We start from the raw sequence: 15714 nt of genomic DNA on the forward strand, positions 1-15714 counted from the left end.
CTCGTACTTCTAGGGTTGGTGGACATGAGCCGCGCTCCCGATGTCGACTACGCCGCCACGTCCGCGCGCCCGGACTGGACGTCCGTCCCGGCCAGCCTGCGGGAGGCGCTCACGGTTGCGCTCGGCACCGGGATCAAGTCGGTGGCACGTCCGGTCAGCTCCGGCTTCACCAGCGGCTTCGCGGCCCGCGCCACGCTCGACGACGGGCGCCAGGTCTTCCTCAAGGCCGCCCCGGACACGGTGCATGCCTTCAAGGCGTACCGGCGTGAGGCGGAGGTGGTCGCCAAGCTACCCGCGGCGATCCACGCCCCGGCGATTGTCACCACGGCAGTCAGCTCCGACGCCGGCGTGCAGTGGTTCGCGGTGGTGTCGGAGTGGGTTGACGGGCGGATGCCCGGGACGCCGTGGACGGCGGACGACTTCGTACGGGTGACCGCGAGTTGTGAACGGATGGCGGACGCGTTGCATCCCAGCCCTTTGGACGGTTTGGGAGCGTTCGGGGACTTGGCGGCCGGCGACCTCGCCGTGCCGCGGCAGATCCTCGCCGGTGAGCTGCCGCTGCCGAGCGGGCTGCAGGAGTGGCTGCCGCGGGTCCTGCCCGAGCTGGCTGACCTGGCCGAAGCCGCGCCGGAGGTGATCGTCGGCGACAACGCGGCGCACTCCGACCTGCGCCCGGACAACCTGCTGATCGACGGATCCGGCGTCTGCTGGGCAGTCGACTGGAACTGGCTGACGCTTGGTCCCCGCTGGGTGGACTGGGCCGGCCTGCTGCCGCTCGCCCAGCATCACGGCATCGACACCTTCACGGCCGTGCGGCGCAGTCCGCTGACCGCCGACGTACCGAACGATCATCTAGACACCTTCGCCGCCGTCATCGCCGCGTACATGATGAACCACCTCGACAACCCACCCCCACCAGGCTGCACGCCGGCCCTCCGCCAGCACCAGCGCCTCTCCGCCTGGACCTTCCTCAACTGGCTCGCGGTACGCCGTGAGTGGTGACGGCCCGGGGGGTGTCTGATGGTTCCACGCCGTAGCGAGGAGGTGCTCGGCGCGGTAGCTCGGTGCGCGGGAGGGGAGGCCTCGATGTGGTTTCATCGTGGCCTTTCCTCCCGTGCGGCGAGATGCCGTGCCGAGTGCCCCGCAGTAGGTGTGGGACCACCAGACACCCCCTACTGTTGAAGTTATGACGAAGGGGCCGACTAGCAGGTTCAAGGTCGAGGTGCTGGATGGGGACCGGACCTCGCGGCGTGAGGATCTGGTCACCACCGAGGAGCCGCTGGAGTTGCGGCTGGAGTGGCCCGGGCGGCCGCCGGAACCGCTCGTCGTCACGATGCGCACGCCGGGCGCGGACTTCGAGCTCGCCGCCGGGTTCTGTCTCGGTGAAGGTTTCGCCGTCCGCCCGGACGCGATCCGGACTGTTGCCTACTGCACTGATGTCGCCCTGACCCGGGAGCAGCAGTTCAACACCGTCACGGTCTCCCTCGACGCTCCCCCGGACCGCGAACCACCCCAGCGGTACGGCGTCACGTCCGCGGCCTGCGGCGTCTGCGGCCAGCAGAGCCTGGACGAACTCGCGGACCGTGACTACGCCCCGGTGGACCCGGTCGAGATCACGGTCGACGTCGTACGCCGCCTGCCCGACCTGCTCCGCGACGCACAGCCGATGTTCAGCCGTACCGGCAGCCTGCACGCCGCCGGCCTGTTCAGCACCGGCGGCGGCAAGATCGTGGTGAAAGAGGACGTCGGCCGCCACAACGCGGTGGACAAGGTGGTCGGCTGGACCGTCCTGAACCAGCACCGCCGCACCGGGCTCGTCCTCGCCGTCAGCGGCCGGATCGGCTACGAGATCGTCCAGAAGGCCGTCGCCGCCGGCCTCGGCATGATCGTCGCGGTCGGCGCGCCGTCCAGCCTGGCCGTCGACCTGGCCCGCCAGTATGGCGTCACCCTGGTCGGCTTCGCCCGCGGCGACCGCTGCGTCGTCTACTCCGCCCCGGAGCGCGTCATCCGTCCAGCTTGATGAACGTGGCCTTTGGTACGTACTCGTAGCGATCCGGCATGCAGGTGAGGACTATTACCTGCCCGTGATCGCCGGCCCGGCCGAGGAGTGCGCCCATGTCGCGCAACCGGGCCTTGTCGGACCAGCCGAGCGCGTCGTCGAAGATCACCGGCACGCTGCCCTCGCCGGTACTGACCAGGTGGCTGATCGCCAGCCGGGTGATGATCGCCAACTGCTCCTGCGCGCCCGTCGACAGTGCATCGACCCGGAGGCGTACGCCGTCCAGCTCGCGCTCCGCCACGGCGAGATCGTCATCGAGCCAGACCCGGAAGGTCGGCCCGTACACGCTGCGGCCGAGTGACTCGATCCGGGTTTGCAGCGGCTCGGAGTACTTGGTCTGCGCGGCGGCGCGATGCCGGCTCAGCGTCTCGTACACCCGCTGGGCCGCTTCCGCGCGGCGCGCGAGACTCTCGTGTTCGGCGCGTACGGCGGCCAGCTCCAGCTCCGCCAGGTCTCGCCGGGTGGCCAGCCCGTCACGCCCGGACTGCTCCAGGCGGCCTTCCGTCGTACGCAACGCGTCCCGCAAGGTGTCGCGCTCGCCCTGCAGCCGGGTCGCGACCGCCAGCGCATGCGTCAGCTCGCCCGCGACCTGATCCGCTCCGGCCTCGTCCGCCTGCTCTTGGACGACTGTCAGCTCCTCCAGCACGGCCTCGACCTCCGTGGTCGCCTCGGCTTCGGCGGCGGCCACTGCGTCGTCGTCGAGTACGGCCCGTGCCGCTTCCAGCTCCTCGACCGCCGCGGCCAGTCGCTCGCCCGCCAGCTCCGACCTGGCCCGCGCGTTCTGCGCTTCCGACCGGTCCTCGTCGGCCGCCTTGCGTGCCTGCGCCACCGCGAACTCGGCGTCCGACAGCAACCGCTCAGCCTCGGCGAGCGCTTCGCGGGCCGCATCCAAGATCCGCTGCGCACCGGCGAGATCGTCCGGCTTCGGCTCGGGCACCTCGAAGTCATCGAACAATGTGCCGTGCGGCGAAGCGACCTCATCGAACAGCGTGTCGTGCGGTGAGGCGAATTCCTCGAACAGGGACATCTGCCCAGGTACGCCCTCGACCGCCGGCTGTTTGTCACCGGCCGCCTCGGTCTCGGCTTCATCGTCGACGCCGAGCCGGGCGGTCAGGACGGCGATCCGCTCCCCCGGGTCGCCACCGGAGGTCAGCGACTTCTCGGTGCGGCGCGCCTCGTTCAACTCGGCGGTGGCGGTGTCCGCCTTACGCAGCAGGTCGCGGGCGGCCGCTACATCCTTCACGCCGGCCTTCTTGAGCAGATCCGTCTCACGGCGTACCGCGTCGTCGACCCGCGACCGCAACGTCGCGGCCTCACCGCCCGCGCGCACGGTCACCTCCACCTGACCCGGCACGCCGACCACGAGCTCGCCAGACACCAGCAGCTCGGCCGACTCGTCAAAACCCAACTCCGCAGGCGCCGACCCACCACCGTCCAGGCCGGCCGAGGACAACGCTGCCCCGGACGCTCGGGCCGCCGAAGACCCGGCCCGGGGCGACCCGGCCGCAGGCATCCCCGCGCCGGACGACCCGGCCCCCGACGACCCGGTCGCGGATAACCCGGTCCCGGTCAGCTCGACCGGTTCCGGGCCGAGGCGGCGTACCGTTACCTCTGGGACGCCGGCGGCGAGGGCCGCGCGGGCCTCGACCACGGCCGCGCGGGCGTCCTCCAGCCCGGCGACGATCGCGTCGTCGACCTTGATCCGGTCCAGGATCGTGCCGGCCGCCGCGATCCGGGCGCGGACGTCGACCAGTTCGGTCTGCTGACCGATCAGCCGATCCAGCTCGGCCCGATCCATCAGATCCGCTACCCGGCGCTCGGCCGCCTGCACGTCCGTACGCCGCAGGTCCTTCAGCTCGACGACCTCCGCCAGCGCGGCCTCCGCCGCCTGCACGGTCTCGGCCGCGGTCCGCGCCACCAGCTCGGCGTCACCGCGCCGCGCGGCCAGCTCGGTCTCGTACTTGGTGAATCGCTCGACCTCGTCCAGCAGCCGCTCCCGATCCAGCCGCGTACGCGTGTGGTTCTCCAGCCGGGCGCGACCGGTCTCGGCCCGGGACCGCACCGAATCGCGGCGGAGCAGGATCTCGTCGGTCGCCTGCTTCCGCTCGCGCAGCTCTTCGACCCCGGCCAGGTGATCGGTCAGCCGCGCGGTCACGTCCTCGAGATCCAGGTTCAGCCGCTCGGCGCGGCGGATGTCGGACCGGACCTCGTCCATCGCCTGCAGCGCCTGCGCCGCGCCCAGCTCGGCCGCCGAAACCGCCTTCGCGGACCGGGCGAAATCACCGGTCGGCTTGCCACGCGGCGTCCAGTACCGCAGGTACTCGTGCTCGACCGCCGTCACCAAGGGCATCGACGCGCCGTCGACCGGGGTACCGGACTCGGCCGTCACGGCGGTGATCAGCGGCTCCGCGTCAGCTGGCGTTGGCAGCACCAACGACTGGCCCTGACTGACCATCAGCGTCTGCCAGAGCACCGGGTCGACGTTCTGCTTGAACAGCCGCTCGGCCTCGTTGTGCGCCTCGCGCCCGGTCCAGGACTGCCGCCGGCCGTCCGGCTCGACGATCGTCAGCTCGGTGGACCGGTTCTTCAGCCAGCGCTTCGTGTAGGTGAGCTCGCGGCCGCCGAGGCTCAGCTCGGCGGTGACCTCCGGCCCGACATCCTGACCGACCGGCTGAATGTCCTTGATCCGGGTCGATTTCGAGTCGTCGGGCAGGTCGAAGATCAGCCCGAACGCCTCCACCAGGCTGGACTTCCCGACCTCGTTGTCACCGACCACCACGGTGGTACCGAGCGCGCGGAACCTGACAATGCGGTCCTTGACGCCACGGAAGTCCCGTAGCGCCAAGCTGTGTAATCTCATCCCGCGTCCCGCGCCAATCGATGCATCAGCGAGAGCGCCGCGCCGGCACCCTCGTCGCCGCCGGCCAGCGCCTGCCGCAGCTCCTCCATCGCGGCCCGGGCCGGACCGCTCAGCTGCAGCGACTCCAGGTCCGCCGCGTCCGGCGCCGGCCGCACGGTCCAGAACTTGGTCCACCGTTCGACGCTCGCGAACACCTCGCCCTGCGCGTCGATGATGGTGTCCAGCCGGGTCAGCAGCGGCAGCGACAACGAGCCGTCACCGGCGAGTCGTACGTAGGTCCGCTCCTTGTCCGGAAGCTCCGCGAACCAGTCCTCCAGCGCCGTGATCGACTCCTCGTCGAACAGCTCGACCCGGTGGTCGACCATGTGCCAGGCACCGACGCGGATCGGCTCGACCTCGATACCGTCGCCGATCGTCACCTTCAGCACGTTGCCCGGGGCGTCCTCCTCCGGCGACGTGACCTCCTGCGTGCCAGAGAACCAGATCCGGTCCGTGACGCGCGTCGTCGAGTGCCGGTCGCCGAGTCCGACGTACTGCAGCCGGCCGTCCGTGACCGCCGCCTCCATCGCCGCCTGATCGATCGTCGGCACCTCGGACATGCCGCCGGACAGGCTCGTCAGCTGCCCGTGGGCGAGCAGGATCCGGATCGTGGCTGGGCCGGCCGCTGAGTCAACCGCGGGATCGACTTCGAGGCCGGCGTACCCGGGCGCGGCCGGATCGGAGAGCGGGCGGCGCGAACGCCAGGGCGCACCGACGATCTCGACGCCCGGCAAGATCCGGAACGGCGTCGTTTCGGTCAGGACCGTGACGTGGCCGGGCGCGTGCGCGAGCCACTGGCTCGACGTCCACAGCGACCCCGGCTCGAGTGCGTCGTGGTTACCCGGCAGCAGCACCACCGGGACCGGAATCCGCTTCAGCGCCTCACAAGCGCGCAGGATGGTTTGCCGCTCGACCTGGTTGTGCTCGAACACGTCCCCGGTGACGACCACGAACGCCGCCCCGGTCCGCTCCGCGACGGCGCCGATCCGCGCGACCGCGTCCAGGCGCGCCTGACCCCACCGGGCCTGGCCGTCCGGCCCCAGGAACCGGCGCATCATGCCGAGCTGCCAGTCCGAGCTGTGCAGAAACGTGAGCGAGTCCATTGCGGACAGAACGCTAACCCGAGCCACCGACACTCGCACCCTCAACACACACAATCTCCCCACACCGCCCACACTCCGGACAGTCGCCGGCCGCCTACCATTCGGTGGTGACCGTGTATCTGGAGACCTCCCGGCTCGTACTGCGGAGGTTCACGCCCGACGACCTGGACCTGCTGGTCGAGCTGGACTCCGATCCGGAGGTGATGCGGTACCTGACTGGTGAGCCAACTCCGCGCGCCGAAGTTGCGGACGTGGTGCTGCCGGAGATCCTGAATGTGTACGCCGAGCACCCGCGGCTGGGGACGTTCAAGGCCGAGTCGGCCAAGGGCTTCATCGGGTGGTTCGGGCTGCAACCGACGGATGAGCTGGGTACCGCGGGCGTCGGCTACCGGTTGAACCGGGCCGCGTGGGGCAAGGGGTACGCGACCGAAGGCACCAAGGCGCTGATCGCGCACGCGTTCACCGAGCTCGGGATGGAGCGCGTGGTCGCTGACACGATGGCGGTGAACCACCGGTCGCGGGCGGTGATGCGGCGGTCGGGGCTGCGGTTCCTGAAGGTGTACCACGAGCACTTCGACGACCCGCTGCCCGGAACCGAGTTCGGCGAGGTCCTGTACGGGGTGGACCGGGCCACCTGGGAAACTGGACGCCATGGGTGAATCCGCGGACGACCGGCCGTACGCCGTGCTCGACATCGACGCGACCTTGTCCGACACCAGCCAACGGGTGCACTTCCTGCAGAAGAAGCCGAAGGACTGGGACTCGTTCTTCGCGCACGCCAAGGAGGACGCGGTACTCGACGAGGGCCTCGCGGTCGCGACCACGCTGGCGGCTGACCACGAGATCGTCTACCTGACCGGGCGGCCGGAGCGGCTGCGGCGGGACACCGTCAAATGGCTGAAGGACAACGGCTTTCCGGACGGGAAGCTGTACATGCGCGGCAACACCGACCGCCGGCCGTCGATGCTGATGAAGCTCGGCCGGCTGCAACGCCTCGCCGAGCAGCGCCCGGTCGCCGTACTGGTCGATGACGACGTGAAGGTGATCGCGGCGGCGGAGAAGGCCGGGTACCCGGTGCTGAGGGCCGACTGGGGACTCGATGCCGAGACCCAGCCGGCCCTCTTCGAAGCTCAGGAATCCGAAGGACGGACCTGAGGCACTACTTGCCCGGTTACTTGCTCAGCCCGACGATCAGCACGTTCGCGTACGGCGGGTACGGCGGCAGGTAGAAGTTCTGCACCTTCGACCCGTGCAGGAACGCGTTCCGCGCGTAGATCAGCGGCACCAGCGGCGCGTCGGCCATCGCCTGCTTGTCGACCGCCGCCCACAGGGACGCCGACTTGTTCAGGTCCGGCTCGGCCGTGGCCGCCGCGATCGCCGAATCCACCGCCGGGTTCGAGTAGCGGGAGATGTTGTACCCGCCGTTGCCGATCTCCGAGGATGCGATCAGCGGCTGGATGTTGCCGATCGCGCTCGGGAAGTCCGGCAGCCAGCTCGACACGGTCAGGTCGAAGTCCGGCTTGTTGCCCGTGATCAGGTCCGTCAGCGGGGTGTTGTCCATCGGCTTGATCGTGACCGTGATTCCGGCCCGCTTCAGGCCCTGCTGGATCGCCTGCGCGACGCCGAGGCCGGCCGCGCCGCTCGAGGTGCTGTCGGCGACGAGCACCAGGTTCAGGTTGCTGACGCCGGCGGCCTGCAGCAGCTGCTTCGCCTTCTCCGGGTCACCGGCCGGCGGTGCCTCGTACAGGTTGTACTTGTTGTAACCGTTCATCCCCGGCGTGATCAGCGTCGAGGCGATCTCACCGCCGTACTCCGGGCCGCCCTGCGCGACCTGGACGGCCTGCTTGTCCACGGCGTACTCGATCGCCTTGCGGACCTGCGGGTTCGACAGCGCCGGCCGCTTCGTGTTCATCGCGAGGTACGCGAGCGCACCGGACGGCGACGTGGCCACCCGCGCCTTGACGGCCGGGTTGCCCGAGATCGTCGGGATCAGCGCGGCAGGTACGGAAACCCCGGTCGTGGCGGCGAACTTGTCGTCGCCGGAGTCCGCGATCAGCCGCTGGTTCACCACATCCGGCTGCAGGCCCATGTCGGTGACGATCGAGTCCGGCAGACCGGTACGGGCCTGGTCGGTCGACTTGTCCCAGTTCGGGTTGCGTACCAGCACCAGCTTCGAGCCCGGCGCGTACGACTGCACCTGGTACGGACCGCTGGCCACCGGCTTCTCGCCGTAGTGCGCCGGGTCGGTGTCGGCCTTCTTCGGCACCGGGGAGAACGCCGGCATGCTGACGATCCACGGCCAGTCGCCGTACGGCTTGTTCAGCTTGAAGATGATCGTGGTGTCGTCGGGCGTCTCGATCGACGCCAGCTCACCACCCTTGTACGGGCCGGTGTACTTGTCGCCACCGACCAGCAGCGACTTGTGGTAGCCCAGTCCACCGGACAGCTCCGGGGCGAACGAACGCTCCACGCCGTACTTGATGTCGGCGGCAACGATCGGCGAACCGTCGGAGTACTTCAGGCCGGACTTCAGCTTGTACGTCCAGGTCTTGCCGCCGTCACTCACCTTGCCGGTGTCGGTGGCCAGGTCCGGTACCAGCTCGGCCGCCTTGTCCGGCGAGGTCTTCCACGAGGTCAGGCCGCGCAGCACCAGGTGGATGCTGCTGACGCCGAGGTTCTGGCTCTTGGCCGGGTCGAAGCTGATCTCCTTGGCGGTGCTCAGCACATGGAACGTACCGCCCGGCTCGGCGGCGGACGCGCTGCTGCCGGCGTTGGGCGTGGACTTGTTGTTGGCGTTGCAGGCGGCCGCCGCCAGGGCGAGTACGGCCGCTAGCGCGACCGCTCGGGATATGCGTTTCATGACGTCCTCTCAGAGGTGGGGGGCTCAGGGAAGTAGCAGGCGGCCCGGTGTTCGGTCGACCCCGCCACGGGCTCCAGCACCGGTCGTTCGGTCGCGCACACGTCCTCGGCCTTGTAACAGCGGGTCCGGAACGGGCAGCCGGACGGCGGCGCGATCGGAGTCGGCACGTCGCCGGTCAGCACGATCCGGTCCCGGACCACGCCCGGCTCCGGCACCGGCACCGCGGACAGCAACGCCTTCGTGTACGGGTGGGCCGGCGCCGCGTACACCTGGTCGGCCGGCCCTTCCTCGACGATCGTGCCGAGGTACATGACCGCCAGCCGGTCCGCGACCTGACGAACCACGGCGAGATCATGGGCAACGAGCACGTACGACAGGCCGAGCTCGTCGCGCAGGTCGGCCAGCAGGTTCAGTACTTGCGCCTGCACCGACACATCGAGCGCGGAGACCGGTTCGTCACACACCAGCAGCTCCGGCTTGACCGAGAGCGCGCGGGCAATGCCGATGCGCTGACGCTGACCGCCGGAGAACTCGTGCGGGTACCGCTCCAGCTGCTGCTCGGCCAGACCGACCTGCTCGAGCAGCTCGACCAGTTGGGCACGCGTTGGCTTGATCCCCTGCGCGCGGAACGGCGTACTGAGAATGGTTCCGACCGACTGGCGTGGATTCAGCGACGCCTGCGGGTCCTGGAAGACCATCTGGATCTGCCGGCGCACCGGCCGGAGCCGGCGGCCGCGCAGCTTCGTCACGTCCTTGCCGCCGATCTCGACCCGGCCGGTGGTCGGGTCGAGCAGCCGGGTCGCGACCCGGGCCAACGTCGACTTGCCGGAACCGGATTCGCCGACCAGGCCGACCGTTTCGCCCTTCCGGACCACGAGGTTGACCCCGTCGACCGCACGGACCGCCTGCGCCTTCTGCCACGGCACCCCGCGCAGACCGAAGTGCTTCTTCACGTCCTTGAGGTTCAGCAGCTCAGTTGTTGTCATAGCAGCGGCTCCGGACGGCGGCCCAGATGGCAGGCGGCCTCATGATCGCCTTCGCCCGGCCGCGGCGTGAGCTCCGGGCGCTCCGTGACGCACCGCTCACCGACCAGGTGCGTGTACGCGCAGCGCGGCTGGAACGGGCAGCCGGTGCTGATCGACCCCGGACTCGGTGGACTGCCCGGAATCGTGGTCAGCCGGCGCTTCGGCGGCACGTCCACCCGTGGCATCGCGCCGAGCAGTCCGAGGCTGTACGGGTGCGCGGCCCGGAAGAACAGGTCGCGGACCGTACCACGCTCGGCGGCGCGGCCCGCGTACATCACCAGGACGTCGTCGGCCACCTCGGCGACCACACCGAGGTCGTGCGAGATCAGTACGAGTGCCGTACCGAACTCTTCCTGGACGTCGTCCAGCAGGCGCATGATCTGCGCCTGGACGGTGACGTCGAGTGCGGTCGTCGGCTCGTCCGCGATCAGCACCCTCGGGTTGTTCACCAGAGCCATAGCAATCACGACCCGCTGCCGCATTCCCCCGGAGAACTCGTGCGGGTAACTTTCCGCGCGCCGGGCCGCGTCCGGGATGCCGACCTTGTCGAGCAGCTCGACCGCGCGCCGGCGCGCGTCCTTCTTCGACACGTCGTGGTGCAGCCGGTACGCCTCGGCGACCTGCCAGCCGACGCTGTAGTACGGATTCAGGGCCGACAGCGCGTCCTGGAACACCATCGCGATGTCGTTGCCGCGGACCTTGCGCAGCTCGTCGTTGGGCAGACCGACCAGTTCGCGGCCGTCCAGCAGCACCTCGCCGGTGACCGTCGCGTTCGACGGCAGCAGGCCCATCACGGCGGCCGAGCTGACGCTCTTGCCGGAACCGGACTCGCCGACGATCGCGAGCGTCTCCCCCGCCGCGACCGCGAAGTCGATCCCGTCCACGGCCGGCACCGGACCGCCCTCGGTCGCGAACGTGACGTGCAGGTCGTGCACCTCCAGCACCGGGTCAGCCATGACTCACCCTCGGGTCGAGCACACCGTGCACTATGTCCACCACCAGGTTCGCGAGGATGATCAGGAACGCGGCGAAAAGCGTCACGCCGACGACCACGGCAACGTCCAGCTGATTGACGGCACTGATCAGCAGGTCACCGAGACCCTGCATGCTGAACACCTTCTCCGTCAGGATGGCACCACCGAGCAGCGTGCCCAGGTCCAGGCCGAACAACGTGATCACTGGTACCAGTACGCCGCGCAGGCCGTGTGTCAGCACCACTCTGGTCTCGCCGGCACCCTTGGCCCGTGCAGTGGTGATGTAGTCGAGGTTCAGCTCCTCCAGCATCTGCGAGCGCGTCAGCCGGATGTACGAGGCCGCCTGTAGTAGTGCCAGCACGATCCACGGCGTGACCAGGTGCCACACCCAGTCCACCGGGCTGTCGCCGAACGGTACGTACCCGTTGACCGGGACCATGTTCAGCCAGAAGCCGAACACCAGGATCGCCAGTAGACCCAGCAGGAACGACGGGGTCGAGACACCGACCAATGCGACGCCGATGGCGAGGCGGTCGAGCAGGCGGCCGCGGTTGAGTGCGGCGATCACACCTAGCGAGACGCCGATCAACAGCCACAGCACGGCGGCACCGAGGGTGATCGAGGCGGTGATGGGCAACCGGTCCAGGATCAGCGTGGTCACCGGGCGCGCCAGCGGGAACGAGTAGCCGAAGCAGGGCGCGTTGCAGTGCACGGCCGCCGTACCCTCGCCGAACGTACGCCCGGCGAAGATGCCCTTCAGGAACTGCAGGTACTGCTGCAGGGTGCTCTGGTCGAGCTGCATGAAGTGGCGGGCCTGCTCCAGGCGGTCCGGCGTACACGGCTTGCCGCAGGCGAGGTGCGCCGGGTCGGCCGGGATCGCGTAGAAGACCAGGTAGACGGCCAGGCTGAGCGCGAGCATGACCAGTAGCGCGGCGAACAGGCGCCGGACGATGAACCAGACGAGATCAGGCATCAGTTCGTCCTCCGCAGCCGCACGTCGAACGCGTCCCGTACGCCGTCGCCGAGCAAGGTGAAGCCGAGTACGGCGAGGAACAGCATCGCGCCGGGGAACAGCAGGAACCACGGGTCGGCGCCCGTGTACACCCAGGCGATCGAGTCCGCGATCGAGCGGCCGAGACTCGGTGTCGGTGGTGGTACGCCGACGCCGAGGAAGGACAGTGCGGCCTCCGTACCGACGTAGCCCGGGATGGCCAGCGTGGCGATCACCAGGACCGGGCCGAGCAGGTTCGGCAGGAGCTCGCGGGTGATCACCATCCAGCCGGACGAACCGACGCTGCGGGCCGCCTCGACGAACTCACGGGCGACCAGCGAGCGGGCCTGGTTCCGGATCAGGCGCGCCAGGGCGGCCCAGCCGAAGAAGCTCAGCACCAGGATCAGCAGCAGCCAGCGCGGGAACCTGGCCGGCACGATGATGCCGAGGGCAATCATGAAGACCAGCTGCGGGAAACCGAACAGGAAGTCCAGCAACCGGGACAGGATCGCGTCGTACCAGCCGCCGAAGTACGCCGCGCTGATGCCGGCCAGGGTGCCGACCACGGCCGTGATCACGGTCACCACGACGGCGATGAACAGCGACGTCCGCAGGCCGAGCACCACGATCGAGAACAGGTCCCGGCCGGTCAGCGGCTCGACGCCGAACCAGTGGCTGCCGCTCACGCCCCCGAGCGCCCCACGCGGCGCGTTCCCACGGGCCGGGTCGAGCAGGTCGATGTGGTACGTGGTCGCGTCCTGGCCGGCCAGCTTGACCAGCAGCGGCGCGGCCGCGGCGATCACGACCAGCAACACCACCAGCACCAGACCGACCCGCGCGCTCCGATCACGCCGCATCCGGCGCAACGCCTGCCGGGTGGGCGATACGGTCCCGGCGACCGAGGAAGTCACAAGCACTCCTGAGGTTCGAATCACACAGCCGACAAAACCTAGGCCGCATCCTTCCACCACCCCGACCACATCTCGAATCCCGAGAATCTCAGGTTGATAACTGCGGATTCGGGTTAGCTCTAGCCAATTGGTTACGCTCCGCTGATGCCGCGGATCGGTGAACGCATCCTCGGTACTACATAGGTGGGCACATCCCGCCAGTAAACGCGTACCGGGAACTGCTTCGGTGGCTGACACTGGCGTGATGGACATTGCGCTGGAACTCGTACACGAGCTCTACCCCGACGCCCGGGCGGCTTGGCTTGGCGGGAGTGTGGTGCGGGGAGATGCGGGGCCTGGGTCCGACTTGGATGTCACCGTGCTGCTGGACGGACCACCGGCGCCACGACGGAAGTCGCTGATGTACGGCGGGTGGCCGGTGGAGTTGTTCGTACACACCGAGAAGTCGTTGCGGTACTTTGCCGACAAGGACCGGGAGCGGCACCAGCCGACGATGATGCGACTGGTCGGGGAATCCGTGGTTCTGGTGGACACCGACGGCTCTGGCGCACGGCTGCAGGCGGAGTACCTGGCCGAGGTCGCGGCTGGTCCACGTGCGCTGTCCACCGACGAGCTGAATCTCCTTCGGTACACGATCACCGACCTACTGAACGACCTACCCGGAGCCGCGCCAGACGTCCGGCTGGCCATCAGATCAACCCTCTGGCAGGAGGCAGCCCGCCTGCTACTACTAGGCGCCGGCCACTGGGCCGGCACCAGCAAAGGCCTACTACGCGAGGTCACCCGCTACGACGCCACCCACAACACCACCCACGCGACCGCCCTGATCGAAGGCCTAAGAGCCGACGACAACCAACTAGCCCACGAGGCAGACACCATCCTGGCCGCGTACGGCGGGCGGCTGTTCGCCGGGTTTGAGCTGGCGGCTCCGGAGCTACCCGAGTAGCTCGCAGCGGCGTTTGGGGAACAGGCGGGTAAGCACCAGAGCGAGGGCGGCGCCGACGGCAACGCCGGGGAGTGCCCAGCGCCAGCCGGTGAAGAAGCCCGCCTGACCGGGCCCGGTGAAGGCTGACGGTTGAGCAGCCAGTGCCGTCTGGTCCGTCGGTGGGGTTGTCTGGCCAGCGGGTGGAGCTGTCTGACGGGCGGGTGGAGCTGTCGGCTCGGCCGGTAACGCTGGTGCGGGCTGAGTCGGTTTCGGGCCGGTCAGGAGGTTCAGCGACCTGAGCAGGGCCGTGAGCTGAGCTGGGTCGGTTGGGCGGTGCCAGGTCGGCTTGGTGAGGGTGGGTGCCGTACCGGACAGGTTGTCCTGGCTGGCGATCAACGGGCCGCCCGGCGCGTCCGGGTAGATGACGTCGACCCGCCACACCGACCTGTCATAGAGCCTCCAGGTGGCGCGTACGAACCGCGCGCCCAGCGCCGCACGAGGCGGATCAACTGCCGGCGGCGACAGCAGTAGCTTCTGCAGGTCGCCGTACCGGCTGTCGTTGTAGTCGAATGTGACCACTGTTGACGACGCACTGAGCGTGACACTGGTCGGACCGCCCGCCGACGCGGGCGCGGCAGTGAGTGCGAACAACAGAACGACCAGTGCGAAGGTACGGCGGACCATGGCTGCTCCCAACTGACAGTGGTGAACTCACACGGGGTACACCGCCACCACTCAGGAGGTTCCGCCCGCCAGCTCGACCGCACGCTCCCGGCCGACCCCTTCAAGCCGGAACGTCACGCCATCGCGCTCCCAAACCAGCGTCGGCCCAGCGATCCGGACGACCTGCTGATTCACCAGCACCAGCTGATGTGGCGTCTCGAACCAGTACCCGCTGACCTCCTCCACGTACTGCAGCCCCGAGTAGTACTGCTTCAGGTACGTCGGCGAGATCCCGGACCGGAACTGCTCAAGCCGCACCTCACTCCAGCTCGTCGCCACGAACCCATCCGACGCCTGGACGCCCGTCGGCGTACCCAACTGCTTCGGAAGCGCCGGTGTGAACCCAGCAACCCGGGCAGCGTCCTTCAACGACATGCCCGGTGAAACCGCAGGGACCGAGGGCCTACCAGTTGGCGGTGTCCCGACCGGCTGCGCCTGCACTCCCCCGATCCGCAGCCACTCCGCCACCTGCGCTCGTACCGGCGGCGTCAGCACCACACCAGCAACAACCACCAACAGCCCTGCAAAGAACACCCGCCACCTGTCGCGCAGCCGTTTCCGTACCGGCAGGTCAGCAACCCGCTGCAACACAGCGTCCGTCAGCCCGGAGTCAACCGGCGGCACGACGACAGACCGGCCGAGTGCTCGTAACTCATCGTCCAGGTTCATCGCTGCACCTCCTTGTCCGGCAGTGCCTCGCGGAGCCGTCCCAGTGCCCGGTGCAGCCGCGACTTGACCGTTCCACGCGGCCAACCGAGCACCGCAGCGGTCTCGGCCTCATCGAGATCCAGCAAGTACCTGCACGTCACCACCAGCCTCATCGGCTCCGGTAGCGCCCGTACCGCACTCAACAGCTCGGTCCGCCGCTCCAGCGACACCGCCTCCTCCGCCGGGTCCAGGACGACATCCAGTGGCGCCGCCAGCTCCTCCCGCCGCGACCGCCGCCCGCGCGTACGCATCAGGTTCCGCGTCTCATTGGCGACGATCCGGAGCAACCACGGCCGGAACGGCGCACCGTCCCGGAAGCCGGCCAGCCCTCGGTACGCCTTGACGAACGCCTCCTGGACCACGTCGTCCGCGTCGGCGCCCGCGCCCAGGAACACGGCCGTCCGCTTCGCCACCGGGGCGTGCCGGTTCACCAGCTCGCCGTACGCGGCGGACTCCCCGGCGCGTACCCGAGCCACGATCGCGGCTTCCTCACCCGGACTGATGCGGACCTCCTGTCACCTTCCAGTCATGTCACC

At 69.2% G+C, this 15714-nt stretch carries 15 protein-coding genes; 5 read left to right on the forward strand and 10 right to left on the reverse strand.

Annotated elements, in window-relative coordinates; genetic code table 11:
- Positions 1-24 precede the first annotated feature (24 nt).
- Positions 25-1002: a phosphotransferase family protein gene (locus HDA44_RS10360; protein WP_184833295.1), complete on the forward strand. Its 978-nt coding sequence runs from the start codon at positions 25-27 to the stop codon at positions 1000-1002.
- A gap of 184 nt (positions 1003-1186) precedes the next feature.
- Positions 1187-2020 (forward strand): formate dehydrogenase accessory sulfurtransferase FdhD, encoded by an 834-nt coding sequence (gene fdhD, locus HDA44_RS10365; RefSeq protein WP_184833297.1) that lies wholly within the window; start codon positions 1187-1189, stop codon positions 2018-2020.
- Here the strand turns inward: fdhD and HDA44_RS10370 are convergent.
- Together HDA44_RS10370 and HDA44_RS10375 are read right to left on the reverse strand one after the other, a co-directional pair.
- On the reverse strand, positions 2004-4919 hold the full coding sequence (locus HDA44_RS10370; RefSeq protein ID WP_184833299.1) for an AAA family ATPase: 2916 nt from the start codon (positions 4917-4919) through the stop codon (positions 2004-2006). The two genes, fdhD and HDA44_RS10370, sit on opposite strands and share 17 nt — an antisense overlap.
- Positions 4916-6061, reverse strand: coding sequence for a metallophosphoesterase family protein (locus HDA44_RS10375; RefSeq protein ID WP_184833301.1), 1146 nt, complete (start codon positions 6059-6061; stop codon positions 4916-4918). The genes HDA44_RS10370 and HDA44_RS10375 overlap by 4 nt, the downstream gene beginning before the upstream one ends.
- A 107-nt stretch (positions 6062-6168) precedes the next feature.
- Between HDA44_RS10375 and HDA44_RS10380 the strand changes: the two genes are divergently transcribed.
- Positions 6169-6720, forward strand: coding sequence for a GNAT family N-acetyltransferase (locus HDA44_RS10380; protein WP_184833304.1), 552 nt, complete (start codon positions 6169-6171; stop codon positions 6718-6720).
- The gene (locus HDA44_RS10385) at positions 6713-7216 is read left to right on the forward strand and encodes a phosphatase domain-containing protein (RefSeq protein ID WP_184833306.1); all 504 of its coding nucleotides are present in this window, start codon (positions 6713-6715) and stop codon (positions 7214-7216) included. The genes HDA44_RS10380 and HDA44_RS10385 overlap by 8 nt, the downstream gene beginning before the upstream one ends.
- 16 nt (positions 7217-7232) lie before the next feature.
- Here HDA44_RS10385 and HDA44_RS10390 read toward each other — a convergent pair whose 3' ends face one another.
- From HDA44_RS10390 to HDA44_RS10410, 5 genes are read right to left on the reverse strand one after another with little or no spacing between them, the layout of a single operon-like run.
- On the reverse strand, positions 7233-8921 hold the full coding sequence (locus HDA44_RS10390) for an ABC transporter substrate-binding protein (protein WP_184833308.1): 1689 nt from the start codon (positions 8919-8921) through the stop codon (positions 7233-7235).
- Positions 8918-9907, reverse strand: a complete 990-nt coding sequence (locus tag HDA44_RS10395; protein WP_184833310.1) for an ABC transporter ATP-binding protein — start codon at positions 9905-9907, stop codon at positions 8918-8920. The genes HDA44_RS10390 and HDA44_RS10395 overlap by 4 nt, the downstream gene beginning before the upstream one ends.
- Positions 9904-10902 (reverse strand): ABC transporter ATP-binding protein, encoded by a 999-nt coding sequence (locus HDA44_RS10400; protein ID WP_184833312.1) that lies wholly within the window; start codon positions 10900-10902, stop codon positions 9904-9906. The genes HDA44_RS10395 and HDA44_RS10400 overlap by 4 nt, the downstream gene beginning before the upstream one ends.
- Positions 10895-11893 (reverse strand): ABC transporter permease, encoded by a 999-nt coding sequence (locus tag HDA44_RS10405; protein WP_184833314.1) that lies wholly within the window; start codon positions 11891-11893, stop codon positions 10895-10897. Before HDA44_RS10405 ends, HDA44_RS10400 begins: the two co-directional genes overlap by 8 nt.
- Entirely contained in the window at positions 11893-12822 is a 930-nt protein-coding gene (locus HDA44_RS10410; protein ID WP_184833316.1) for an ABC transporter permease subunit, read from the reverse strand. Before HDA44_RS10410 ends, HDA44_RS10405 begins: the two co-directional genes overlap by 1 nt.
- 244 nt (positions 12823-13066) lie before the next feature.
- Here HDA44_RS10410 and HDA44_RS10415 point away from each other — a divergent pair, with 244 nt between their 5' ends.
- A complete protein-coding gene (locus HDA44_RS10415) occupies positions 13067-13768 on the forward strand; it encodes a nucleotidyltransferase domain-containing protein (protein ID WP_184833318.1) in 702 nt (233 codons plus the stop codon).
- Here the strand turns inward: HDA44_RS10415 and HDA44_RS10420 are convergent.
- Genes HDA44_RS10420 through HDA44_RS10430 form a run of 3 tightly spaced genes read right to left on the reverse strand, consistent with a single transcriptional unit; the run spans position 13757 to position 15654 of the window.
- Positions 13757-14431: a hypothetical protein gene (locus HDA44_RS10420; RefSeq protein WP_184833319.1), complete on the reverse strand. Its 675-nt coding sequence runs from the start codon at positions 14429-14431 to the stop codon at positions 13757-13759. The two genes, HDA44_RS10415 and HDA44_RS10420, sit on opposite strands and share 12 nt — an antisense overlap.
- Before the next feature lie 51 nt (positions 14432-14482).
- Positions 14483-15139 carry a hypothetical protein gene (locus tag HDA44_RS10425; RefSeq protein WP_184833320.1) on the reverse strand — a complete coding sequence of 219 codons (657 nt, stop codon included), beginning with the start codon at positions 15137-15139 and terminating at the stop codon, positions 14483-14485.
- On the reverse strand, positions 15136-15654 hold the full coding sequence (locus tag HDA44_RS10430) for an RNA polymerase sigma factor (RefSeq protein ID WP_337905819.1): 519 nt from the start codon (positions 15652-15654) through the stop codon (positions 15136-15138). The genes HDA44_RS10425 and HDA44_RS10430 overlap by 4 nt, the downstream gene beginning before the upstream one ends.
- Positions 15655-15714 lie beyond the last annotated feature (60 nt).

It is taken from the genome of Kribbella solani (assembly GCF_014205295.1).
Lineage (GTDB): Bacteria > Actinomycetota > Actinomycetes > Propionibacteriales > Kribbellaceae > Kribbella > Kribbella solani.